At 39.8% G+C, this 23595-nt stretch carries 23 protein-coding genes; 20 read left to right on the plus strand and 3 right to left on the minus strand.

Annotated features, from left to right (window positions below; genetic code table 11):
- On the plus strand, nt 1-459 hold a 459-nt coding region (locus C5L21_RS04320; RefSeq protein WP_133286088.1), incomplete at its 5' end, for an ROK family protein.
- A 22-nt stretch (nt 460-481) separates the two neighbouring features.
- Here the strand turns inward: C5L21_RS04320 and C5L21_RS04325 are convergent.
- Nucleotides 482-880, minus strand: a complete 399-nt coding sequence (locus tag C5L21_RS04325; RefSeq protein WP_004900978.1) for a ribonuclease HI family protein — start codon at nt 878-880, stop codon at nt 482-484.
- A gap of 146 nt (nt 881-1026) precedes the next feature.
- Here C5L21_RS04325 and C5L21_RS04330 point away from each other — a divergent pair, with 146 nt between their 5' ends.
- The 6 genes from C5L21_RS04330 (at nt 1027) to C5L21_RS04355 (ending at nt 6843) form a co-directional block, all read left to right on the plus strand.
- Nucleotides 1027-1428 (plus strand): EbsA family protein, encoded by a 402-nt coding sequence (locus C5L21_RS04330; RefSeq protein WP_004900977.1) that lies wholly within the window; start codon nt 1027-1029, stop codon nt 1426-1428.
- Nucleotides 1406-2329, plus strand: coding sequence for an RluA family pseudouridine synthase (locus C5L21_RS04335; RefSeq protein WP_004900976.1), 924 nt, complete (start codon nt 1406-1408; stop codon nt 2327-2329). The genes C5L21_RS04330 and C5L21_RS04335 overlap by 23 nt, the downstream gene beginning before the upstream one ends.
- Nucleotides 2330-2391: 62 nt before the next feature.
- A complete protein-coding gene (gene pyrR / locus C5L21_RS04340) occupies nt 2392-2919 on the plus strand; it encodes a bifunctional pyr operon transcriptional regulator/uracil phosphoribosyltransferase PyrR (protein WP_004900970.1) in 528 nt (175 codons plus the stop codon).
- 58 nt (nt 2920-2977) lie between these two features.
- The gene (locus C5L21_RS04345) at nt 2978-4063 is read left to right on the plus strand and encodes a carbamoyl phosphate synthase small subunit (protein ID WP_186727990.1); all 1086 of its coding nucleotides are present in this window, start codon (nt 2978-2980) and stop codon (nt 4061-4063) included.
- Nucleotides 4038-6560: a carbamoyl phosphate synthase preATP-grasp domain-containing protein gene (locus C5L21_RS04350; protein ID WP_133286089.1), complete on the plus strand. Its 2523-nt coding sequence runs from the start codon at nt 4038-4040 to the stop codon at nt 6558-6560. Before C5L21_RS04345 ends, C5L21_RS04350 begins: the two co-directional genes overlap by 26 nt.
- A complete protein-coding gene (locus C5L21_RS04355) occupies nt 6547-6843 on the plus strand; it encodes a DUF7671 family protein (RefSeq protein WP_004900963.1) in 297 nt (98 codons plus the stop codon). The genes C5L21_RS04350 and C5L21_RS04355 overlap by 14 nt, the downstream gene beginning before the upstream one ends.
- 38 nt (nt 6844-6881) lie before the next feature.
- Here the strand turns inward: C5L21_RS04355 and C5L21_RS04360 are convergent, their stop codons facing one another.
- Nucleotides 6882-8123 (minus strand): multidrug efflux MFS transporter, encoded by a 1242-nt coding sequence (locus C5L21_RS04360; RefSeq protein ID WP_004900961.1) that lies wholly within the window; start codon nt 8121-8123, stop codon nt 6882-6884.
- 210 nt (nt 8124-8333) lie between these two features.
- Here C5L21_RS04360 and C5L21_RS04365 point away from each other — a divergent pair, with 210 nt between their 5' ends.
- Nucleotides 8334-10571 (plus strand): RelA/SpoT family protein, encoded by a 2238-nt coding sequence (locus tag C5L21_RS04365; protein ID WP_004900959.1) that lies wholly within the window; start codon nt 8334-8336, stop codon nt 10569-10571.
- A gap of 16 nt (nt 10572-10587) precedes the next feature.
- The gene (gene dtd, locus C5L21_RS04370; RefSeq protein ID WP_004900958.1) at nt 10588-11037 is read left to right on the plus strand and encodes a D-aminoacyl-tRNA deacylase; all 450 of its coding nucleotides are present in this window, start codon (nt 10588-10590) and stop codon (nt 11035-11037) included.
- Nucleotides 11038-11066: 29 nt separating this feature from the next.
- Here the strand turns inward: dtd and plsY are convergent, their stop codons facing one another.
- Nucleotides 11067-11678 (minus strand): glycerol-3-phosphate 1-O-acyltransferase PlsY, encoded by a 612-nt coding sequence (gene plsY, locus C5L21_RS04375; RefSeq protein ID WP_048801603.1) that lies wholly within the window; start codon nt 11676-11678, stop codon nt 11067-11069.
- Nucleotides 11679-11881: 203 nt separating this feature from the next.
- Here plsY and parE point away from each other — a divergent pair, with 203 nt between their 5' ends.
- The 11 genes from parE to rbfA all read left to right on the plus strand — a co-directional run bounded on the left by parE (nt 11882) and on the right by rbfA (nt 23579).
- Nucleotides 11882-13945 carry a DNA topoisomerase IV subunit B gene (gene parE, locus C5L21_RS04380; protein ID WP_004900949.1) on the plus strand — a complete coding sequence of 688 codons (2064 nt, stop codon included), beginning with the start codon at nt 11882-11884 and terminating at the stop codon, nt 13943-13945.
- Nucleotides 13946-14068: 123 nt separating this feature from the next.
- Nucleotides 14069-16507 (plus strand): DNA topoisomerase IV subunit A, encoded by a 2439-nt coding sequence (gene parC, locus C5L21_RS04385; protein WP_004900947.1) that lies wholly within the window; start codon nt 14069-14071, stop codon nt 16505-16507.
- A gap of 48 nt (nt 16508-16555) precedes the next feature.
- Nucleotides 16556-17461: a manganese-dependent inorganic pyrophosphatase gene (locus tag C5L21_RS04390; protein WP_004900944.1), complete on the plus strand. Its 906-nt coding sequence runs from the start codon at nt 16556-16558 to the stop codon at nt 17459-17461.
- Nucleotides 17462-17598: 137 nt separating this feature from the next.
- A complete protein-coding gene (gene rpmG / locus C5L21_RS04395) occupies nt 17599-17748 on the plus strand; it encodes a 50S ribosomal protein L33 (protein WP_002815032.1) in 150 nt (49 codons plus the stop codon).
- Nucleotide 17749: 1 nt separating this feature from the next.
- Entirely contained in the window at nt 17750-18019 is a 270-nt protein-coding gene (gene rpsN / locus C5L21_RS04400) for a 30S ribosomal protein S14 (protein WP_004904725.1), read from the plus strand.
- A gap of 336 nt (nt 18020-18355) precedes the next feature.
- A complete protein-coding gene (locus C5L21_RS04405; RefSeq protein WP_004900921.1) occupies nt 18356-18832 on the plus strand; it encodes a ribosome maturation factor RimP in 477 nt (158 codons plus the stop codon).
- A gap of 71 nt (nt 18833-18903) precedes the next feature.
- Nucleotides 18904-19995 (plus strand): transcription termination factor NusA, encoded by a 1092-nt coding sequence (gene nusA, locus C5L21_RS04410; RefSeq protein WP_085699766.1) that lies wholly within the window; start codon nt 18904-18906, stop codon nt 19993-19995.
- A 55-nt stretch (nt 19996-20050) separates the two neighbouring features.
- Nucleotides 20051-20347 (plus strand): RNase P modulator RnpM, encoded by a 297-nt coding sequence (rnpM, locus tag C5L21_RS04415; RefSeq protein WP_012305300.1) that lies wholly within the window; start codon nt 20051-20053, stop codon nt 20345-20347.
- The gene (locus tag C5L21_RS04420; RefSeq protein ID WP_004900916.1) at nt 20337-20657 is read left to right on the plus strand and encodes a L7Ae/L30e/S12e/Gadd45 family ribosomal protein; all 321 of its coding nucleotides are present in this window, start codon (nt 20337-20339) and stop codon (nt 20655-20657) included. Before rnpM ends, C5L21_RS04420 begins: the two co-directional genes overlap by 11 nt.
- Nucleotides 20658-23180 (plus strand): translation initiation factor IF-2, encoded by a 2523-nt coding sequence (infB, locus tag C5L21_RS04425; RefSeq protein ID WP_004900915.1) that lies wholly within the window; start codon nt 20658-20660, stop codon nt 23178-23180.
- Between the two features lie 45 nt (nt 23181-23225).
- Nucleotides 23226-23579: a 30S ribosome-binding factor RbfA gene (gene rbfA / locus C5L21_RS04430; RefSeq protein ID WP_004900914.1), complete on the plus strand. Its 354-nt coding sequence runs from the start codon at nt 23226-23228 to the stop codon at nt 23577-23579.
- Nucleotides 23580-23595 lie beyond the last annotated feature (16 nt).

A 23595-nucleotide genomic window follows, 5' to 3' on the forward strand; every position in this document is an offset into this window, starting at 1 on the left:
GCTGGTATTGTGTCAGGTGGCAAATTGGTGAGTGGTTATGGGCACCCAGAAGCTGGACATATTTTCTTGCAAAAGCATCCTGAAGATCACTATGAAGGTCATTGTCCATTCCACGGGGATAATTGTTTGGAAGGCTTGGCAGCTGGTCCAGCCATTGAAGCGCGTTGGCATAAGAGTGCTAAAGAAATTCCTGACGGAGATAAGGCATGGGAAATTGAAGCCTTTTATCTAGCACAAGCAGCGCTAGACTATACCATGATTTTGCGACCAGAAAAGATTGTTTTTGGTGGTGGTGTGCCACATCGCGAAACCTTATTCCCATTGATTCGTGCGAGTTTTGCTGAACAAATGAGTGATTATTTAGATGTACCTGATTTAGAAGATTACATTGTGCCAGTAGCTAACGGCGATAACGCTGGTATTCTTGGTTGCTTCTATTTGGCTAAAACATTGTTGTAAAAAAATAAACGTCCTTCATCATTTATGAGGGACGTTTATTTTTTTTTAATGCCTGTAGTGCCATATAATGGGCGCCATGATTTTCTTTTTCTGGTAACCACTGACTAATAACCAAAGAATAGGGTGTCAATAACTGAATAATTTCTTCTAATAAGGGCTGATAGTGCTTAGCGTACTTTTTATCAAGACTGTCAATTAATATTTTTGAGTCACTAAATATTCTGATGGTTTCCGATGTTTCAGCCACCTTAACTTGTTTTAAAGCCCAAATTAAAGCAAGAAATTCAGCTTCATGATTATCTGTCGTATAAAATAAGTTTGATTTTATTTGCTGCTGTTGTTTATGGTGTATCAAGACTGCGCCACCGGCACTGATACCACTTTGAGGCTCTCGTGCAGCGTCGACGTAAAGGGTTAACATATTGTTGATTTCTCCAAAACTAAGATTTATTGTGCGCTGTTTTCATAGAAATGAGATTTATAGGATAGCGCATTTCATGGTAAAATAATATAGTAACAATATATGATACAACGCGGTATTAATCAAATCGTGTGAGGGGTGAAATTATGATACCAAAAAGAGGCTTTTTTCAACCTTTAAATACAACAGGCCAGATTGGCTGGCTATGGTGGTTTATCTTATTAATGATTGGCTTGATTGTTTGGAGCGAAATGTCATTTAAATTAGATATAATCCCAATCGGCTATATTGTCATTATCTTACTTTTAAGCGTAGTGATGATTGTGCGTCGTCGTATCTACATTGCGGGGCCGCAATTATTTTTAGGTCGCATGTTTGTCTCTGAATATGAAAAAATTTCACTTGCGACAGTGCATAATTGGCAGCTCAACGGGCATATACTGTCTTTTACAAGAGCGGGCCGTGCACGTAAATATTGGTTAAGCCAAAATATAGCAGATCAAATTAAGGAATACATGAATACTCATGACGGAAAAGATCACTCTTGAAATTACAAATGAAACTGGTCGAATTGATGCAGTTCTAGCTAAAAAATCATTACCTTATTCGCGTACAGTACTCGCTGAATGGCTTCAAGATGGGCACATAGTGGTTAATCAAACGCAGGTGAAACGTTCGTATAAGGTCAATAGTGGCGATCTGATAACCATATTACCACCAGCCGTTCAAAATACTGAAATTATAGCTGAAAATATGCCATTAGATATTATCTATGAAGACAATGATTTATTAGTTGTTAACAAACCACAAGGAATGGTTGTCCATCCAGCAGCCGGGCATACGAGTGGCACGCTAGTCAACGCCTTACTATACCATGCGCCTTTATCAACAATTAATGGTAGCTTTAGACCTGGTATTGTGCATCGGATTGACCGTGACACAAGTGGTTTATTGATGGTAGCTAAAAATGACAAAGCACATCAAGCGTTGTCTGAACAACTCAAGGCCCATAAAAACGAACGTATCTATTATGCATTGGTCCGGGGTGAATTCTCTGAAGATTCAGGCACAATTAATGCGCCATTAGCGCGGCATAAGGTTGATCGCAAAAAGCAAGCTGTTCAAGCTGGTGGGCGAGAGGCAATAACGCATTTTGAGGTTGTCACAAGGTATGTTGGCTATACACTTTTGAAAATACGGTTAGAGACTGGTCGTACGCATCAAATACGTGTCCATATGACTTATATTGGCCATCCAATTATTGGCGATCCTGTGTATGGTTCAGCGCAAAAACTACCACACGTGACTTTAAATGGACAAATGTTGCATGCAAAAACACTATCTTTAACACAACCGACCACAGGTGAATTGTTAACATTTGATAGTGAGTTGCCGAGTTATTTTACAAAATCTTTAGCAACTTTAATTCCGATAATTCAGCACGACTAATTTTTACTAGGAGGATAAATATATGGTGAATATGTTTTCACTGTATATGTACAATAATCATTATGACAAACAAAGAAGTTTTAGATAATGCATCTTTACAACGTGCGTTAACACGTATTACTTATGAAATTATTGAACGCAATAAGGGTGGGCAGGACTTAGTACTGGTCGGTATTAAAACACGCGGTGAGTTCCTAGCGCATCGTATTGCTAACCGTCTTGAACAGCTCGAAGGGGTTAAAATCCCTGTCATGGCAATTGATATTACTAATTTTCGTGACGATGTATTAAACCACGATGACAGTTTGGGTTTGAACGATGAAGAAAAAACTAACATTGCCGATAAAAATATTGTTTTGATTGATGATGTGTTGTTTACTGGTCGTACAATTCGGGCAGCTTTGGATGCTTTAATTCATATTGGGCGTCCCAATACAATAGCTTTAGCTGTTCTTGTTGACCGTGGCCACCGAGAATTACCTATTCGTGCTGACTTTGTAGGGAAAAACATCCCAACTGCACAGAACGAAAAAATTAAAGTCTTGGTGCAAGAAATCGATGGCAGAGATGCTGTTGAAATCGTACATTAACAGGAGAAAGTTGGACTAATCATTTTATAATGAAGGGACCAGCAAAGTATAAAACATGATGCAACGTCACTTAATTCTTGAAGATGGTAGGGTATTTCAAGGCCTAGGGTTTGGTGCACCAGCTACCACCTTTGGCGAAATTATTTTTCATACGGCCATGACAGGCTACCAAGAAATCATCACTGACCCAATTTATGATGGGCAAATGATTGTTTTTGCTATGCCTGTTGTTGGTGCTTCTGGGATACATGCTGAGGCATATGAATCCGTTAAGCCGACAATTCGCGGCATGGTCGTTCATGATTTAGCTGAGGTATCCGTTAATCGCCAGCGTCGTATGAACTTAGATCGCTTTTTGAAGCAACATAACATTCCAGGGCTTTATCAAGTAGATACACGTCAGCTTATTCGTCACTTACGTGAAACTGGGCCACAAAAAGCCACCATTGTCGATTTTGCTGATGAACATGCAGTCGATCAGCTCGTCGCAACGGTGTTAACAAACAAGCAAGTGCAAAATACGGCAACGCCAAAACCATATGCTAACCCCGGACGTGGTCGTCATATTGTTGTCATTGATTTTGGTTTGAAGCATGGTATTTTGCGTATGTTAGGTGATTACGATGCTAATGTTTCTGTGTTGCCATACACGACTAGTGTTGAAGAAGTGTTAACATTAGATCCAGATGGTATTATTTTATCTACTGGCCCTGGAGATCCGCGAACCTTACCTGAAAGTGTGTTGACTCTAATTCGTGTCTTACAAACGAAAGCGCCACTTCTGGGTATAGGCCTAGGACATGAGTTATTTGCTCTGGCTAATGGTGCTGAACTTAAACCATTACCTTCCGAACATCATGGTATGAATCATCCAATTCAAGAAATTATTTCACGACAAATATTTTATGCAATGCAGGGGCAGGGTTACGCAGTAGATGATCAAACAATTGATCGCAAAAAACTATTTGTCACCTATCGTGACTTAGTAGATGGTGCGGTTCAAGGATTAAGGCATCGTGAATTTCCAGCATTTAGTGTGCAGTTTTTCCCAGACGCTGCTCCTGGACCGCTTGAAGCAACTGCTGTCTTTGCGGACTTTTTTGAAACGGTAGAAGATTATGTCGAACACTATAACCAACAATAAAATTAAAAAGCTGTTATTCATTGGTTCCGGTGCTAATAATTTTGGTCAAGAAGCTGAGCATGACGCTGCGATTTATCAGGTTATGCCAGAGCTTAGAGGACACGGTATTGATGTTTTTGTAATTGATGAAAATCCTTACGCACTGTCACTAGAAAGTCTTGCGGCAAAAACATTTTGGCAGCCCTTAACAGTACATAATATTAAGAAAATCATTCGTGATGAAGCAATTGATACGGTTGTTCCTTTATTTGGTGGTGATGTCTCATTGCGATTATGGGCTGATGTCGTCCAAAGTTGGTCTCACGGAGATGGCAATGTACCGAATACACTTGGCTTGAACATTGACATGTTATTAAAAGTTAATAATTTGCCAGCCTTAACCGATTTTATGGCAAAAAACGGCTTACCAGTGATTAATAATTATGTTTTAAAAGCGCAAGATGAAGCTAATGAATTATTAAGGACGTTACATTTGCCTTTGATGGTCAGGGCATTACACCCCAATCAAAATAATACGCGTCATATTGTGGAGCGTTTGGATGAATTTGAAGACACCATTAATTTAGCCAAATCACAATCCGTTACGCAAGAGGTAATTATTTCTAGAGCGATTAACGGTCTCAAAGAGATTAGTCTAGAAATTCTCAGAGACGTGCGCGGCAATAAGATGCAAATTGGGGCAAGTGAGGATATGGATCCAATTGGTATTCATACTGCTGATTCATTAAGTGTGTCACCAATACTAACCGTTCAAGATCAACTCATTAGCCAAATGAGAGATTATGCTTTTAGAATTGCGGATATACTGCAACTTCAAGGTGTTATGCATGTACAGTTTGCCATAGATGATGATGACCGCGAAATATACATCATTAAGGTGTCACCCTATATTGATCAAATGGCGACGCGCATGGCGTTAGCGACTGGGTACCCAACGATGCTAGTGGCGATAAACTTAGCTATGGGTATACCTCTAGAAGACATTAAACTACCACATAACTTTGGCACAAATACTGCTATGATGGAACCAATGATGGATCATGTTGTTGTCAAATTACCAGTATTTCCTTTTGGTGAATTAGCAGAAGCAGGCATCGATGTTAATCGGCAATTAAATAGTGTGCAGAAATCAGTTGGTTCAACGCTGGGATTTGGACGTACATTTATTGAAGCACTTGAAAAAGCGATTCGGTCAGCACATTTTAATAATGCCAGTTTTTCGCCAACTAATATGGCTCACATTAATGATGATGAGTTGATACAACAGCTCATTCATCCACAAGATAATCGGGTACTATTGTTAATTGAAGCAATTAAAAGAGGCTATGAAATCGACGAACTAGCAGAATTGACAGCAATTGATGAATTCTATTTTCATCAGTTACAGCATCTGCATAAGTTGGAATCTGAAATTGAATCAGATATTGATAGCATTACTTCGTTGCGCCGTGGAAAAAAATACGGTTTGTCAGACGGTTTGATTGCACGTTTTTGGCATACCGACTTCAATATTATTAGAACACTAGCAAAAGAAAACGATATTCGTGTCACTTATAAAGCAGTTGAGCCATCTGCGGGTGAATTTCCTGAAAATGCACGTCAGTACTATGCGACATATGAATCAGAAAACGAATCAATTCAAATTGATCAACGCGCCGTTTTAGTGATCGGTTCTGGTGCTTTTCGTATGGGTGATGCTGCTTCAGCGGGTTATGCGACTGCCATCACAATGTCTGAATTAAGACGGCTGCAGTATCCGACAATTATTATGAATAATAATCCAAGCGATGCGACATTACTACCACACTTGGCTGATAAACAATATTTAGAGCCATTGGAAATATCAGATGTCATGAAAGTTGTTGAACTAGAGTCGCCACAAGCAATTGTGATTCCAGGTAACCGACGTAAACTCATTAACGCGTTACGTGATTTGAATCAGCGAGTGATTGTATTACCAAAAGAAAAACATATGCCTGATGGACCAAATGACCGACAATCAGAATTTGCGCTCAACTTTTTCTTTGATGGGCAAAATCGATACCTGATTAATGTGACACAACATTTGGCGGGTGAGATGCGTATCATTGCACACCCAACAACGCTCTCTGATGAAATATTGGCTATGCCGCTTGATAATCCTGGTGTTTATCAGGTGATTTGGTACCAAGATACGGTTCGTTGGCAAAAACAAATACATTTGTCGACAATAGGAAATGGTGGCTCCTGGCTAAGGCCGATGCCGTATGGCCAGATTGCTTACTTGACAAAAATTATGCAGGTGCCTTGGATAAGATTGACAATTCGTGCGGGATTAAATGAACTCACGACACAAGATTATGAATTACTTGAAAATGTTGATAGCATGCGTGCCAGTGAGCGATTGAGTATGATTAGTGCTGATGTCAATTACCAGTTACATTTGCAACCAACTGACGTGATTGACGGTACTAAATTTGAAGTAGGTGTGGGAGTTTACGATTATGGGAAAGAATAGTAAATATGAGACGCACTTATTTTCAGGCGTTGTTGTAACACAAAACTTGTCTGGGCAGTACTTACCAAAGCAGGATGCAAAACCTAATTTTTGGCGAACTGGGAAGCATACGAAAGGTCATTTCACAACAATAGGTCAAGTTTTTTTAACTGAAAATGGCCAAGCTGTGGCAGTTTTGTCGATGCAGCAGTTGGCTTTTAATCAACGTCATAATTATACGCCACTGCAACGTTGGACATCGGCTTCAGTTGATATGCAGTATCTCAATCATTGGCTAACTTAAATAAAAAAGCGTTTCCTTTCAAAAGGAAACGCTTTTTTTTATTTGATGGCTGCTGTTTCTGTCTTGCGTCGTGTTGTGATATTGAACAAAACTGCATTAAGTATGATAATTAGGGCACTGACAATAAAAATACCGCGATAATCAAACAAACTTGCAATAATTGCACCAATCATGGGACCCATAACCGATCCTAAAGATTGGAAACTTTGATTATAACTAAAAATACGGCTTGTCATTTCTGTTGGCGAGTTTTTCGATAATAATGTCTGTATGGCTGGTAACATTGTGGCATCGCTAATACCAACAATGAATCTGAGTAACATTAGCATACTAATACTGGTGACAAATGCTGTCGGAATAAAAGCGATTACAGCAATCATAAAGCCAATTTTTATCATACGTTCAGTGCCTACACGATCGCCCAAGCGACCAAATGGCGGTGCTGCAATCACTGTTGCAATACCAGGCATAGCGGCCACAATACCGGCCATGAATGTCGTATTCGTTGCATTATGCATCAGCTCTCGAACAAATAAACTAATAATTGGATTAATAGATGTGTTAACGGTTTGCACTAACATTGTTGTCACAAATAAGCCAACAATGAATTGTTTATTTGGTAAACCGGCCCATAACACCTTAGTTGAAGACTTTGCTACTGTTAGCGAGACGGGGCGTTCTTCTTCTTTGACTAAGCACAAAGTAAGGATAAATACTAGGAATAGAATAATGCCAGTAATATGAAATGATGTGCGATAACTAAAAAATGTGGCCAGTACACCGCCAAAAAATGGGCCAATTAAATTACCAGCAGTCATCCCAGTTACTAAAATGCCAAGGGCCTTACCAGCGTGTTGTTTAGGTGTTTGTGTTGCAACTAATGCGTTAGCATTGGAAATGAAACCACCCATTGCACCTTGCAGTGCACGCAACAATAACAGCTCCCAAACATTGGTCACATTCCCCATCAGAAACAATACAATTGACATACCAAATGCGGCACGCAGTAACATGAGTTTTCGACCTTTGCGGTCAGCTAATTTACCCCAAAAGGGCGAGACAACGGCTGTGACCAGAAAAGAAATAGCAAAAACAGCGCCTGAATAAAGACTTAAGGCATCTTTATTGAAATGGCCTAAAGTGTCGATATATAAGGACAAGAAAGGCATGACTTCACTCAGTGCAACACCTGTCATAAAAACGCCAAACCATAATACAAAGACATTACGTTGCCAAAGTGTGTTCTCGGATTCCGCTGGTTCTTGATCATTTTCAGACATCAGCAACCTCCTTTATGAAAAATTGATATTACTAGTGTATGCTTATTTGTAAAAATATGCACGTTATAAGACATAGGTTGTGAAAATATTAAAAATTTATTATAATTATACTACGTATAAAAACGTCATAAGGCATGCTGCGGTTCGTGAAACAGTGGTGTGTCTTCCGGAAGTTGTGAAGGGAAAAGTGCGTTAAGCACAAGTATATATATGGCAAAAACAAAAAAATATTCAGGACAAGAAGTGTTAGACATGGTGTCGCATTACATGACTGAATCAGATGCCCTTAAGGTCAAGGCGGCTTATGAATGGGCTGCTGATTTACACAAGGCACAATTACGTAAATCAGGCGAACCTTATATTATTCATCCGATACAAGTTGCTGGCATTTTGGCTGAGTTACGTATGGACACAGCAACAGTTATATCAGGATATTTACATGATGTTGTGGAAGATACAACTGCGACGTTGGCCGATGTTGAAGATAAGTTTGGGACGACAATTGCACAAATTATTGATGGCGTAACTAAAATCAGTAAAATTCAATATCAAAATTCACAAGAGCAATTAGCAGAAAATCATCGTAAATTGTTGTTAGCCATGTCCAAGGACATTCGTGTAATTATTGTTAAGCTTGCTGATCGACTGCATAACATGAGAACTTTAGGAGCCTTACGTGAAGAAAAGCGTCGCAGAATTGCAAGTGAAACCTTAGACATTTACGCACCATTAGCTGATCGATTAGGTATTAGCACGATTAAGTGGGAACTTGAAGATTTGTCATTGAGTTACCTTGATCCCGATAAATATCATAGTATTGCTTCACAAATGAACATGAAGCGTGATGAGCGTATTCGCTATGTTGAAGAAGCCGTGCGTGAAATTAATGATGCGATTAAAGATTTAGAATTAGATAATGTCAGTGTTTATGGTCGACCAAAGCATATTTATTCAATTTATCGAAAAATGACCGATAAACATAAAGCCTTTGAAGAAATTTATGACTTATCGGCTGTGCGCGTATTGACTGATACTATTCCAGATACTTATGCGGTGTTAGGGGCTATCCATTCCCAATGGATGCCTTTGCCTGGCCGATTCAAAGATTATATTGCTTTGCCAAAAGCCAATGGTTATCAAAGTTTGCACACGACAGTTATTGGCCCTGGTGGTCGACCTTTGGAAGTTCAGATTAGAACGCATCATATGCATGAAGTCGCTGAATATGGTGTGGCTGCGCATTGGGCCTACAAGAAAAATAAGGGTTCAAATAAAGAAGTTAAAGTCGTTGATAAAAATGAACAAACGCTTAATGTCATTCAAGGTATTTTGGAATTACAAGAGGACGCTAAAAATGCGGAAGATTTCATGGACGGTGTACAAGGGGACTTGTTCAGTGACCGCGTTTATGCTTTTACCCCCAAAGGGGATGTCTTTGAATTAGCTAAAGGTGCAGGACCGCTTGATATGGCTTTTTCCATTCACACGAATGTTGGGATTAAAACCACTGGTGCGAAAGTTAATGGTCGGATTGTGCCACTAGATTATAAAATTAAAACTGGTGATATTATTGAAATTATTACCAGTGCAACAGCCAAACCAAGCCGTGATTGGTTAGATTTAGTTTCAACTCGGCGCGCTCGTAATAAAATTAAGCAATATTTCAAGCAACTAAACCGTAACGACAATATCGAGGCTGGGCGAGAGCTGCTTTTGCGGAACTTAAGAGAAACCGGTTTCGACCCTAATCAGGTCATGACCACTGATAAACTCACGCAGACAGCAGAAACATTACATTACCATGCGTATGACGATATGTTAGCAGCGATTGGCTACGGAGATGTAGCGGCACCAGGTGTAGCTAATAAGTTGACTGAAGAGATTCGTGAGGCACAGCAAGCAGCCCAAACGGCAGAATTACAGCGTGAATTACTTGAAGAAGGGCACGAGATTAAGCGTGTTGAGACAGCATTAACACAGCGACAAAAAGCTTCAGCTGATGATATTGTGATTGCTGGCGTTGATAATTTATTGGTTCGTTTAGGTCGCTGCTGTACACCAGTCCCAGGTGACCCTGTCAAAGGCTATATCACTAAAGGACGCGGTATTTCAGTGCATCGTCTGGGGTGTCCTAATATTCGTGCAGCAGAAATACAAGGCCAACGCTTAGTTGATGTGCAATGGGAAGATGAATCAGGCCTTAAGCCTAATTATGACGCTGATTTGACGGTTCATGGTGAAAACCGAAATGGTTTGTTGAACGATGTCTTACGATCCATTAATAGCCGGACACGTTATGTTAATTCAGTTAATGGTCATGCGACTAAGAATGGTATGGCGCAAGTGTCACTATCCATCGGTGTTAAAAATACAGAGCAGTTAACAGCGATTATGGATGCGTTAAATAACCTACCCGCTGTTTATGATGTTGAGCGGACGTTTCATTGATAAAGGAGTTATTTGAATGAAAGTAGTGTTGCAACGTGTGAAGTCTGCACAAGTAACGATTGATAACCAGATTGTTGGTGCGATTAAGCAAGGATACGTTTTATTGGTAGGTATTGTGAATACAGATACAGCAGAAGATATAATGTATCTTGTCCGTAAAATTAGTCAGTTACGTGTCTTTGAAGATGAATCGGGCCGTATGAACTTAAGTATTCAAGATATTGAGGGCACATTTTTATCGATTTCGCAATTCACTTTACTTGCTAATACTAAAAAAGGTAATAGACCAAGCTTCACAGGTGCTGGCGATCCTGTCTTTGCAGAAAAATTATACGCTAATTTTAATGACCAACTAAAATTGTATTCTGGATTAGATGTTGAGACAGGACAATTTGGTGCAGACATGGCAGTGTCTTTGGTAAATGATGGTCCTGTTACAATTTTGTTTGATACGCATCAAAAATAAAAAACCGATAGACAATAGCTATCGGTTTTTTATTTTTTTTTGTGCAGATAATGGTAAAGGCCAAAAGGCACAGTGCTTTCTGTTCCATGAATAATGCGAGAAATATTAGCGCGGTGGCGATAAAAGACAAAAATTGTTAAAGCAACTGCCACAACAGTGAGTACCATATCATGATAATAAAAGGATACGATAACAGCTATACTGAAGCCCACCATTGAACTGACGGAAACCATTGAAGTGAGTAATAACATAACGATGAAAACAGTGGCAATTAAACAAAAAAATTGCGGATTATATGCTAACAAAACACCAGCAGAGGTGGCTACGGCTTTCCCACCTTTAAATTTAATCCATATAGAAAATGTATGACCGATGACGGCTACTAAACCAACTAACATTGGATTAATTGTGCTGTTAAACGCTAACGGTAATAAACCTGCAGCCGTACCCTTTAGTAAATCCAAAATCAAGGTCATTATACCTGCAACAGGACCCAAAACGCGAAATGAGTTAGTGGTGCCGATGTTGCCGGAACCTTCATCACGGATGTCCTTGTGATAAAATAGTTTGCCAATCCAAAATCCTGGTACCATGGCGCCTAGGAAGTATGACAAAACGAACATTAATACGATTGAAATCATAATTAGAACTCCTCATAATTGTGCCTAAACACAAAGTTAATTCTAACATAAATCATAATAGTAAAGGGGGTAACTTAATTAAAATAAAATATTTCTACTTGTCAGAATCCTTTTTTTAATCTATGATAATATAGATTGACGCATGAAATCGAACAATTGTTCAATTGTGTTATGTTTTAAATTAAGAAAGTTAAAGAGTATTCATGGCAGAAAAAAATCACTATGATTCAGATTCGATAAAAATATTAGAAGGATTAGAAGCTGTTCGTAAACGACCTGGTATGTATATTGGGTCAACTGATGGTCGTGGTTTGCACCATTTGGTTTATGAAATTGTTGATAACGCAGTAGATGAGGCCTTAGGCGGTTACGGTAACGAAATTCGAGTGACGATTCACGACAATAATGCAATTACTGTGCAGGATTTTGGTCGCGGTATGCCGGTTGGCATGCATGAATCTGGTAAGCCAACACCAGAAGTTATTTTGACGGTGTTACATGCTGGTGGTAAGTTTGGTCAGGGTGGTTACGCGACATCTGGCGGTTTGCATGGTGTCGGTTCTTCAGTAGTAAACGCCTTGTCTGAAAGTTTGCAAGTAACAATTATTCGTGATGGGCATCAATGGCAAGAAGACTTTATTGATGGTGGGCAGCCTGTAGGGACACTGCGTGATTTAGGTGCAACGAAAGCTAAATCAGGCACCACCGTGACATTTAAGCCTGATCCATCAATATTTAGTGCCACAGTATATAAGTATGACACATTATCTGAACGTTTAAGAGAATCCGCTTTCCTCATGTCAGGGGTTAAGTTTATTTTAACTGACGAACGCGTGTCACCTGCTCGTGTAGAAACTTATCATTATGAGAAGGGACTTGAGTCCTTTGTTAATTTTCTAAATGAAGATAAAGAAACAATTGGACCGGTTATGACCTTTGAAGGGCAACAAGAAGGTTTAGTTGTTGATGTTGCAGCGCAATATAATGATGGTTACTCTGAAACATTGCTATCTTTTGTTAATAATGTGCGGACACAAGATGGTGGCACACACGAAGTTGGTTTTAGAACTGCCTGGACCAAAGCTTTCAATGAATATGCGCGTAAGGTTAACCTCTTAAAAGAAAAAGATAAAAATTTAGAAGGTAGCGATGTACGTGAAGGCTTGTCTGCCGTTATTTCTTTGCGTGTGCCAGAACAATTCTTACAATTTGAAGGTCAAACAAAGGATAAGCTAGGTACGCCAGAGGCCCGTGGCATTGTTGATGCTGTTGTTAACGAAACTTTAGGTCGTTTCTTAATGGAAAATGGCGATTTTGGTCAAAATATCATTCGTAAAGCTATTCGTGCGCGTGAGGCACGCGAAGCAGCGCGTAAAGCTCGTGATGAGAGCCGAACGGGTAAAACAAAGGGCCAAAAAGATCGTCTATTATCTGGTAAATTAGCCCCTGCACAATCGAAAAATGCCGCTCGCAATGAGTTATTTCTTGTAGAGGGTGATTCAGCCGGCGGCTCGGCAAAACAGGGACGAGATCGTAAGTTTCAAGCTATCTTACCTTTACGGGGGAAAGTATTAAACACAGAGAAGGCTAAGTTAGCCGATATCTTAAAAAACGAAGAAATATCGACTCTGATTTACGCAATTGGTGGTGGTGTTGGACCTGATTTTAAAGTTGAAGATACGGCTTTTAATAAAATTATTATTATGACTGATGCGGATGATGATGGTGCGCATATTCAAACACTGCTATTAACCTTTTTCTACAAATATATGCGACCACTGATTGAAGCTGGGCGTGTTTATATTGCATTACCACCGCTTTACCGTGTTAAATATGCATCAAAAAAATTCGAAGATCAATTTGCTTGGACAAATGATGAACTTGAGAGCATTACGAGTCAAAATGATGCCCGTTATGAATTAACACGGTTTAAAGGACTAGGTGAAATGAACGCCCCATTACTATGGGAAACAACCATGAATCCAGAGACAAGAACATTGATTAGGGTTAAAATTGATGATGCTGTGTTGGCTGAGAAACGTGTGACAACGTTGATGGGTGATAAAGTTGAACCACGACGTGATTGGATTGAAGCCAACGTTCATTTTACAATGGACGAAGCAGGTTCTATCCTAGACAACGTTGATGGTGATAAGGAAAGTTCGACAGCTGTATTTGAAAAAATACGACAGAATGAGAAGGGGCATACTACTACCTCTGAAACAGCTGAACCAATTATTACGACTTGGCGTGATAAAAATAATTAGTTTGCTCACGCGGTTGACCAAACAACCATTACCGTGTACAATTGTGCGCGGTATTTACATATTTATTTAAACTATTTGAGAGGAATATTGTCCACTGTCAATGACCGGTGGGCAACTTGATATATGGCAGATCGTATAACAGAGCTCTCACTGGAAGCAGTGATGGGCGAACGCTTCGGGCGTTATTCAAAATATATTATTCAAGAACGTGCGTTGCCAGACATTCGCGATGGCTTAAAGCCAGTCCAGCGTCGTATTTTATTTGCGATGAATCAGGATGGCAATACTTATGATCATCCGTATCGTAAGTCGGCTAAATCAGTTGGTAATGTCATGGGTAATTTCCATCCACACGGTGACTCCTCTATCTATGAAGCCATGGTGAGATTATCTCAAAATTGGAAAGTACGTGAACCATTAATTGATATGAACGGTAACAACGGTTCAATCGATAATGATCCCGCCGCAGCAATGCGTTACACTGAGGCGCGTTTATCTAAAATTGCCGGTGAAATGATGGCTGACTTAGGTCAAGACACTGTTGATATGGTTTTGAACTTTGATGATACGACCTATGAACCAACAGTCTTACCATCACGTATTCCAAGCTTATTAATTAATGGTGCGACGGGTATTTCTGCTGGTTATGCGACTGAAATACCACCGCATAATTTGAAAGAAATTAATGCCGCGTTAATCTACTTGCTTGATCACCCAGAGGCGCCACAGTCAGCTTTGATGCGGTACATTAAAGGGCCAGATTTTCCTACCGGTGGTATCATTCAAGGGCTAGAGGGGATTAAAAAGGCTTATAAAACAGGCCGTGGTAAAATTGTTGTCCGCGCCAAAACAGCTATTTCTGAGCTCAAGGGTGGCAAGAAAAAAATTGAAATCACGGAACTACCTTATGAAGTAGTGAAATCAAACTTAGTATCTAAAATTGATGCTATTCGTCTTAATAAAGAAGTTGCCGGCATTTCTGAAGTGCGTGACGAATCAGATCGTGAAGGCATGTCAATTGTTATTGAGCTCAATAAAGACACTAATGCCAATGGCATTTTAACCTATCTCTTCAAAAAAACTGATTTGCAAATCGCATATAACTTTAACATGGTTGCTATTCATGACCAACGGCCAGTTCACGTGAGTCTTAAACAGGCGCTGGAAGCATTTATAGCATTTCGTAAGGAAGTTGTATTAAAGCGGTCAGCGTATGAATTAGCCAAAGCACAAGCGAGACAGCATATTGTTGAAGGCTTAATTCGTATGTTGTCAATTTTGGACGAGGTTGTTGCAACGATTCGAGCATCTAAAAACCGTAAAGATGCGACACAAAATTTAATAGCACGTTTCGACTTTACGCAACCTCAGGCGGAAGCCATTGTGACATTGCAACTGTATCGTTTAACCAATACTGATGTGACGCAATTGGAAGAAGAGTTTGCGGCGTTGACTGAGAAAATCAACCATTTAACAGAAGTTATGAATGAAGAAATGGCTTTGAAAGCTGTTATTCGTGACGAAATTACGGCCATTACACAGAAATATCAATCCGCTCGTCGCTCACAAATCGAAGCTGAAGTTGAAGATCTTGTCATTGATAAAGCCGTAACAATTGCCGAAGAAGATGTACAAGTATTAGTATCGCGTAATGGTTATTATAAGCGCGCATCTATTCGCTCTTATAAGGCTTCTGATAAAGATAACGGCTTAGCCGATGATGATTTGCCGGTGTTTGAAGGGCAACTCAATACGACACAGCACTTATTTATGTTTACCAATAAAGGGAGTGTCATCTATCGACCAGTTCACGAACTGCCAGATTCAAGATGGAAAGATACTGGGGAACATTTTTCTCAAGAACTATCGAATTGGCGTACGGAAGAATATGTTATTAAAGTTGTACCAATCAACACCCTAGAGCAAGGTGGTGCCTTTACCATTGTGACCAACGATGGCTTTATTAAGCAAACGACTTTGAGTGACATGTTACCAAAAGCATACAAAAAGAAAACCTCAATGGCCATCAAGCTCAAAACAAATGATAGTTATGTGGTCAACGCTGATTACTTTGAAACAGTTGGCCAGCAAGACGTACTATTGCTATCGCAACATGGTGTTGGGCTGCGCTTTGCTATTAAATCTATCCCAGAAATTGGGGCACGTACTGCTGGCGTCAAAGCGATGGACTTGCGCAATGAAGATACAATTAAGGCTGCCGTTTTTGTTACAAATGAGGCACAGCGCGTAGCTATTATGGCTGATAATGGCGCCTTTAAATACATGCCGGTTTCTGAAATAACACGTTCAAAGCGCGCCAATAAAGGCTTACTAATTTTTACGCAAAAGAAAACAGTGGCTTATCATGTTGCAACGGCAACTATTCTTAACATTGAAGACACAGCATTAGAAATACTCACAACACGTTGGCAAAAACAGGAGCTACAGCTGAGCGATTACAAGCCGTCACAACGTGTAGGCAATGGTCAATATGTTGTTGATGTTAAAAAGTATGGCGAACCATGGCGTGTTCAACCACTAACAATTGCTAAGACAAAGTAACTTTTTTTTGATAAAATAAACGTATAAACATCTAGGAGATATGAACTAATGGCTAACACTTTAGTTTTTGGGCACAAAAACCCTGATACAGATACAATTGCTTCAGCAATTGCAGCAAGTTATTTTTTGAATCAAATTGGTAATGATACTGAGGCAGTGGCACAGGGTGAACCCAATGCAGAAACGCAATTTGCGTTGGATTACTTTAAAGTAGCAGCGCCACGTGTGATTTCATCTGCAGATACAGAAACAGTCGTTTTGGTCGACCATAATGAAGCGGCGCAATCAGTTGATAATCTTGCTGATGTGACTGTTGAAGGTATCTACGATCACCATAAGTTTGCCTTCACAAATGCAACACCGCTTTACATCACAGCCAAGCCTTGGGGATCAGTTGCGACAATTCTTTATTATGAATTTAAGCAAGCTAACATTGAAATTCCGTCTGATATTGCAGGACTAATGGCATCTGCTATTATTTCAGATACCTTACTACTCAAGAGTCCAACTACAACGACATATGACCAACCAGCTTTAGAGGCCTTGGCTAAGATTGCTGGTTTGACGAATTATGAAGCTTATGGCTTGGACTTATTAAAAGCCGGTACGGACTTATCATCACGTAGTGATAAAGAACTGATTGATGGCGATGCAAAGTCATTTGAAATGGGTGGTCACCAATTCCGTATAGGTCAAGTGAATACGGTTGATATTGATGATGTGTTGGCACGTCAATCGGGTATCGAGGCAGCAATGGTTGCTGAAGGTTATGAAGACTTTTTGTTTGTCATTACTGATATCTTGAACTCAAATTCAAAAGCCATTTATTTAGGAGATGCTAATCAAGCAATTGAAAGTGCCTTTAATGCCACATTAACTAATCATGTGATTGACTTGCCAGGTGTTGTATCGCGTAAGAAACAAGTTGTGCCACCATTGGAAAACCAATTTTAAAAACACGGTCAGCTCATTACTTAAAATGTTTTGATAGAATTAATCAAACTACTTTACAGTGATAAGATGTTCATGTATAATAACTATTTGTATTGACAAGCAAATAATTTTAACAAACCACACTAAGGAGTATGAATATGCGTATTCACGTTGTTCTAGGAAATGATGAAACTGGTGAACGTATTTACTTGACGTCTAAGAATCGTCGTAATACACCAGATCGTCTTGAGTTGAAGAAGTACTCACCAAAACTTCGTAAAGTTGTAACATTTAAGGAGATTAAGTAACATGGCAAAAAAGTCAAAAATTGCTAAGGCACAAAAGCGTGAAGCTTTAGTTGCAAAGTACGCTGATAAGCGTGCGGCATTGAAGGCTGCTGGAGATTTCATCGGTTTGGCTGCTTTGCCAAAGGATTCATCTCCCGTACGTATGCACAATCGTGACTTGATTGATGGACGTCCTCATGCTTACATGCGTGAATTTGGTATGTCACGTTTGAACTTCCGTCAATTGGCACATAAGGGTCAAATCCCTGGTGTTCGCAAGGCTTCTTGGTAAGTTATAGCGTTTCTGAAAAGAACGATTTATACTAACCAGTAGCGTTACGTGGGCGCGTTAAAAGTCAATTATTATAGCATTAGCTAAATACAGTGACTGCCTCAATGAGCTTAGGCGAATGAGGTCATAAAGGTTCACATTCTAGTAAAGGCCACGCATTGTGGTCTTTTTGTTTTATCTAATTTGCAATTGGTGTATATTTGCGTTATACTAAAGATTGTTAATTTACATAGTTTTGTAAATGAGCGGGCCATTTAGTACGAGGCCGGCTCATTTTTTATGGGATTGGCACTTGCTTGCAATATCGTAACATATTCATCAAAGGAGGTAGCGCGTATGGCGAATAAAGTGGCACAAGAAATTAGCACCCTCATTGAACCACTGATAAATGCTCAGCAGTTATTGTTATGGGATGTGTCCTACACTAAAGAAGGTGGTCAAAAAGTATTACGTATTTTGATTGACAAACGTAACCATGAATTTATCACGATGGATGACATTACAACATTTACACAGGCTGTTAATGAATTACTAGATACTATTGAACCAGACCCAATACCTGAAGCCTATATGCTAGATATTTCGTCTCCAGGTGCTGATCGTCCTTTGATAAGGCCTTGGCATTATGAATGGGCTAAAGCGAGTGGAGAAAATATTTTAGTAGCATTCTTTGTTGCAAAAAATGGCCAAAAAAAGTGGCAAGGTAAAATTGAAACTATTGATGATAAGGGTATTACACTGACTACGTCGTCAGAAACCATAGTATGCACTTTTGATGAAATTGCTAAAGCAGTGTTAGATACCCATTTTTAACGAAAATATTGAACTGCAATGACTTATTATAATTTTGATTAATAAGTTACTAATTGAATGAGGATAGGCGAATGAGCAAAGAATTAGTTGATGCACTCGATGCCCTTGAAGCGGAGCGCGGCATTGAACGTGCGATTGTAATTGAAGCGTTAGAAGACGCTTTGAAAGCAGCTTACAAGAAGCAATATAATGCGGAACAAAATGTCGAGGCTGTGTTTGACACGAAAAAGGGAAATGTTGCCATTAAGCAAGTCAAACATGTTGTCTTAGATGAAGATTTTGAAAATGAAGATACAGAGATTTCTCTAGAAGATGCGCTAGCAATCAATCGCGCTTACGAACCCGGCGATGAAATTCGTTTTGATGTTACGCCAGAGGATTTTGGTCGTATGGCAGCACAAGCTGCTAAGCAAGTTATTATGCAAAAAATCCGTGAAGCAGGACGGGAAGCGATTTATAATAAGTTTGCTGATTATCAAGATGAAATCATTACTGGTGAAGTTGATCGGCAAGATTCACGTTTCTTGTATATGACATTACCAGGAAATCAAGAAGCTGCAATGGCACCTAATGATCAAATGCCCAATGAACATTATCGTATGGGTGACCGTATTAAAGTGCTTGTTAATAAGGTTGAAAATAACGCTAAGGGACCACAAATTTTTGTGTCACGTACAGCGCCAGATCTAGTTAAGCGATTATTTGAACAAGAAGTACCGGAAGTATATGATGGTACTGTTGAAATTATGAGCATTTCTCGTGAAGCTGGAGATCGTTCAAAGATTGCTGTTTATACGCATGATCCAGATTTAGACCCTGTTGGGGCAATGGTTGGTCAGCGTGGTGGCCGTGTGCAATCCGTTGTTAATGAACTTGGTGGCGAAAATATGGATATTGTTGAATGGGTTGAAGATGAAGCGCAATATATTGCCAATGCTTTGAATCCATCAGAAGTAACAGATGTTATTTTTGACTCTGAAAACGAGCGCGCAGTAACAGTGATTGTACCAGATAATCAGTTGTCTTTGGCAATTGGTAAAAAAGGACAGAATGCACGTTTAGCAGCACGTTTGACTGGCTTTAAGATTGATATTAAGTCTGAAACTGAAGCTGCAAAAGATTTAGGGAACCAAACCGTATCGTCAGTTGAAGAAAACGATTAAATTTTTAGAAAGGAACAGTATTTCGGTTTGAAAAACTAAAATACGCTACAGAACAATGAAACCTAGAAAAATACCTATGCGAAAAGACATTGTGACTGGTGACATGTTTCCTAAAAAAGAACTCGTTCGTGTTGTGCGTGATAAAGAAGGACATGTAAGCCTAGATACAACATCTAAAGCAAACGGTCGTGGCGCGTACATCAGTTTGAATCGTGATGTTGCTAATACTGCTAAGAAACAGCGTATTTTTGACAAAGCGTTCGAAGTTAAAGTCCCTGATGCCTTTTACGATGAACTTATTGCTTATGTTGATCATCAGCAGGCACGTAAGGAGTTATTCGGTGATAAGTGAAGATCAACAAATTCTTAATTTACTTGGCTTGGCTATGCGCGCAGGCAAAATCGTTTTGGGTTCCGAGCCAACACTCACTGCAATTCGTGGGAATAAAGTTCAGTTAGCTTTTTTCCCAAGTGATGGTGGTCCGAGTCAAGCAAAAAAATTTATGGATAAGTCAAACTTTTACCATATAACTTTAATACAGGACTATACAAAACAACAATTAATCAACGCCATTGGTGTTAATCGTAGTATATTTGCGATTGCCGATCGTGGCTTTAGTCGTAAAATCAAACAATTAATTTCAGAAAAGGAGCGGAACTAAATGACAGAAGAAAAGAAATTCTCAAGTTCAAACCGTCCTGCACGAAAACAGGCCGTACCAGAGCGTAAGGAGTTACCAGCATCACAACGTCGACACGCTGCAAAATTAACAGATGGTACTAATTCAAGTGCAGGAACAACACCGCGTTCAAACAAACCAGCTCGTCAAGGACAATCACAGGGACAAGGACAAAACCGTCATACAAATTCCTCGCGTTCTAATACTCAAGGTGGTAATGCTTCACGTCCAAATCAGTCAAAGTCACAAGGTCAAGGCGGACGCAATAATCAACGTCCTGGATCACGAACACAAGCTTCTGAGGGTCGCCCAATGATTCGAGAAAAGAAGAATTGGTCAACTAAGCCTCGTGAAGGACAGATTGATTATTCTAAGAAGACAGATAATAGCTTAAAGCAGTATGTGAGTGAAAACGAGAAGCGTAAGCAGGCTGCTGCAGCAAAAACAACTAAGAAGCCTGCTGAACAGAGTAAAAAAGTAGCAGAAAAGCCAGCACAAACTAAGCCTAAAACAGCAGAAACAAAGGCCACTGCAACAACAACGCAGAGCGGCACAGGTAAGTTTGGTGGTGCATTAGCTTCGGGCAATAACTCTGCACGTAACAATTCACGCAAACGCAACACAAACGGTACGGGACAACAAACACCACGTCGTAATGATAAGCCTCGTGGGTCGAAAAAGTCACGCCGTATCGCTGCTAAAAAGGGACCAGCTGTACCAGCAACTGAGCGTAAGGAACAGCCACTACCAGCAGTACTTGAATATCGTATCGGTATGAACGTACAAGATTTATCAAAGTTACTTCATCGTGACACAGCTGAAATTATTAAAAAGCTATTCTTACTAGGCATCGTGACGAACCAAAACCAATCATTAGACGCTGATACAATTGAAATTTTGGCTGCTGATTATGGTATTGAATCACAACTTAAAGAAGAAGAAGATGTTGCCGATATTGATAAGTTCTTCGAAGATGATACGATTGACGAAAGCAAGTTAGTCGCTCGTCCACCAGTTGTAACAATTATGGGACACGTTGATCATGGTAAGACAACCTTGCTTGATTACTTGCGTAACTCTAATGTGACTGAAGGCGAAGCCGGTGGTATTACACAACATATCGGTGCGTACCAAACGCAGTTAAACGGCAAAACCATTACATTCTTGGATACACCAGGACACGCTGCCTTTACAGAAATGCGTGCGCGTGGTGCCAATGTAACGGACTTAACTATTTTAGTTGTTGCAGCTGATGATGGTGTCATGCCACAAACAATTGAAGCTATTAATCATGCCAAAGCCGCTGAAACACCAATTATTGTGGCAGTCAACAAGATTGATAAGCCAGGAGCTAATCCTGATGAGGTTATGAATCAATTAATGGCCTATGACTTAGTACCTGAAGAATATGGTGGCGACACGATTTTCGTTAAGATTTCTGCTAAGTTTGGTCAAAACGTTGATGAATTGTTAGAAATGATTTTGCTACAAGCTGAAGTGCTTGAACTTAAAGCTAATCCGGATGTACCTGCGCGTGGTTCAGTGATTGAAGCACGTTTGGACAAGGGACGTGGCCCGGTTGCAACTGTGCTTGTTCAACAAGGTACGATGCGTGTTGGTGATCCAATTGTTGTTGGTAATACCTATGGTCGTGTGCGAACAATGACAAATGAACGTGGTATTGAATTAGCCGAGGCATTGCCTGCAACACCAGTGCAAATTACAGGTATTAACGAAGTACCACAGGCTGGTGATCGATTCATCGTTATGGCAGACGAAAAAACTGCACGTGCAGCTGGTGAAGAACGTGCTAAGCGTGCGCAAGAAGCAATTCGTAACTCAGGTTCTGTTGTCACACTGGACACATTATTTAGTACAATGTCTGAAAAGGCCATGAAAACAGTTCCTGTTATTGTGAAAGCTGATGTACAAGGTTCTGTCGAAGCTTTGTCAGGCTCGCTTAAGAAGATTGAAGTTGATGGTGTTCGTGTGGATATTATTCACACAGCTGTTGGTGCAATTAACGAGTCTGATGTAACGCTTGCCTCTGCTTCCGGTGCAATTATTATTGGCTTTAATGTTCGTTCAACGCCTCTAGCAAAGTCTCAAGCTGATTCTGATAAGGTTGATATTCGCTTCTATAACGTGATTTATAATGCTATTGACGATGTTGAAGCAGCCATGAAGGGACAACTTGAACCTGTCTTTGAAGAGAAGGTTATTGGTAATGTTACTGTTAAGGAATTGTTTAAGTTCTCTAAGGTTGGTATCATTGCCGGTGCAATGGTTGAAGAAGGTAAGATTACGAAGGATTCTAAGGTTCGTATCATGCGTGATAATGTTGTTGTTTATGATGGTGAAGTTGCATCATTGCAGCGTGGTAAGGATTCTGTCAACGAAGTGAAGATGGGTTATGAGTTTGGCTTCACGGTTGCAAAGTATAATGATATTAGAGTTGGCGATACTGTTGAAGCTTATATCATGGAAGAAGTAAAAGTAAAATAATAGTTAACGACTGTTAGTTGACATAATAGAAAAGGGGCACAAGTTATGGCTAATCCACAACGTGCAGGTCGCCTCGCACAAGAAGTTCAACGTGATGTAACTGACTTATTGCTTAAACGCATTAATGACCCAAGGGTACAAGATGTCACGGTAACAAGTGTTGAACTGTCAGGTGATTTGCAAATTGCAACGATTTATTATTCAATTCTTTCTGACTTGGCTAGTGATGGTCAAAAAGCGCAAGCTGGTCTTGAAGCAGCTAGTGGTTTAATCAGAAAAGAATTAGGTGCACGTTTAACTGTCTATAAGACGCCAGAATTAAAATTTGTCCGTGATCAGTCCGTTCAATATGGTAATCACATTGAAGATTTAATTCGCAAACTACACGCTGATAATTAATAAATTATAATGAAAA

Source organism: Leuconostoc citreum (genome assembly GCF_004354555.1).
Classification (GTDB): Bacteria; Bacillota; Bacilli; order Lactobacillales; family Lactobacillaceae; genus Leuconostoc; species Leuconostoc citreum.

Bases quoted from the DNA above. Each gene is read 5' to 3' on its own strand.
- C5L21_RS04325 (WP_004900978.1), bottom strand. From the start codon at position 880: ATGTTAACCCTTTACGTCGACGCTGCACGAGAGCCTCAAAGTGGTATC.
- pyrR (WP_004900970.1), top strand. From the start codon at position 2,392: ATGACAAACAAAGAAGTTTTAGATAATGCATCTTTACAACGTGCGTTA.
- infB (WP_004900915.1), top strand. From the start codon at position 20,658: ATGACAGAAGAAAAGAAATTCTCAAGTTCAAACCGTCCTGCACGAAAA.
- C5L21_RS04390 (WP_004900944.1), top strand. From the start codon at position 16,556: ATGGCTAACACTTTAGTTTTTGGGCACAAAAACCCTGATACAGATACA.
- rnpM (WP_012305300.1), top strand. From the start codon at position 20,051: ATGAAACCTAGAAAAATACCTATGCGAAAAGACATTGTGACTGGTGAC.
- nusA (WP_085699766.1), top strand. From the start codon at position 18,904: ATGAGCAAAGAATTAGTTGATGCACTCGATGCCCTTGAAGCGGAGCGC.
- rbfA (WP_004900914.1), top strand. From the start codon at position 23,226: ATGGCTAATCCACAACGTGCAGGTCGCCTCGCACAAGAAGTTCAACGT.
- C5L21_RS04330 (WP_004900977.1), top strand. From the start codon at position 1,027: ATGATACCAAAAAGAGGCTTTTTTCAACCTTTAAATACAACAGGCCAG.
- C5L21_RS04365 (WP_004900959.1), top strand. From the start codon at position 8,334: ATGGCAAAAACAAAAAAATATTCAGGACAAGAAGTGTTAGACATGGTG.
- plsY (WP_048801603.1), bottom strand. From the start codon at position 11,678: ATGATTTCAATCGTATTAATGTTCGTTTTGTCATACTTCCTAGGCGCC.
- C5L21_RS04345 (WP_186727990.1), top strand. From the start codon at position 2,978: ATGCAACGTCACTTAATTCTTGAAGATGGTAGGGTATTTCAAGGCCTA.
- C5L21_RS04335 (WP_004900976.1), top strand. From the start codon at position 1,406: ATGACGGAAAAGATCACTCTTGAAATTACAAATGAAACTGGTCGAATT.
- C5L21_RS04350 (WP_133286089.1), top strand. From the start codon at position 4,038: ATGTCGAACACTATAACCAACAATAAAATTAAAAAGCTGTTATTCATT.
- parE (WP_004900949.1), top strand. From the start codon at position 11,882: ATGGCAGAAAAAAATCACTATGATTCAGATTCGATAAAAATATTAGAA.
- C5L21_RS04360 (WP_004900961.1), bottom strand. From the start codon at position 8,123: ATGTCTGAAAATGATCAAGAACCAGCGGAATCCGAGAACACACTTTGG.
- rpmG (WP_002815032.1), top strand. From the start codon at position 17,599: ATGCGTATTCACGTTGTTCTAGGAAATGATGAAACTGGTGAACGTATT.
- rpsN (WP_004904725.1), top strand. From the start codon at position 17,750: ATGGCAAAAAAGTCAAAAATTGCTAAGGCACAAAAGCGTGAAGCTTTA.
- parC (WP_004900947.1), top strand. From the start codon at position 14,069: ATGGCAGATCGTATAACAGAGCTCTCACTGGAAGCAGTGATGGGCGAA.
- C5L21_RS04355 (WP_004900963.1), top strand. From the start codon at position 6,547: ATGGGAAAGAATAGTAAATATGAGACGCACTTATTTTCAGGCGTTGTT.
- dtd (WP_004900958.1), top strand. From the start codon at position 10,588: ATGAAAGTAGTGTTGCAACGTGTGAAGTCTGCACAAGTAACGATTGAT.
- C5L21_RS04405 (WP_004900921.1), top strand. From the start codon at position 18,356: ATGGCGAATAAAGTGGCACAAGAAATTAGCACCCTCATTGAACCACTG.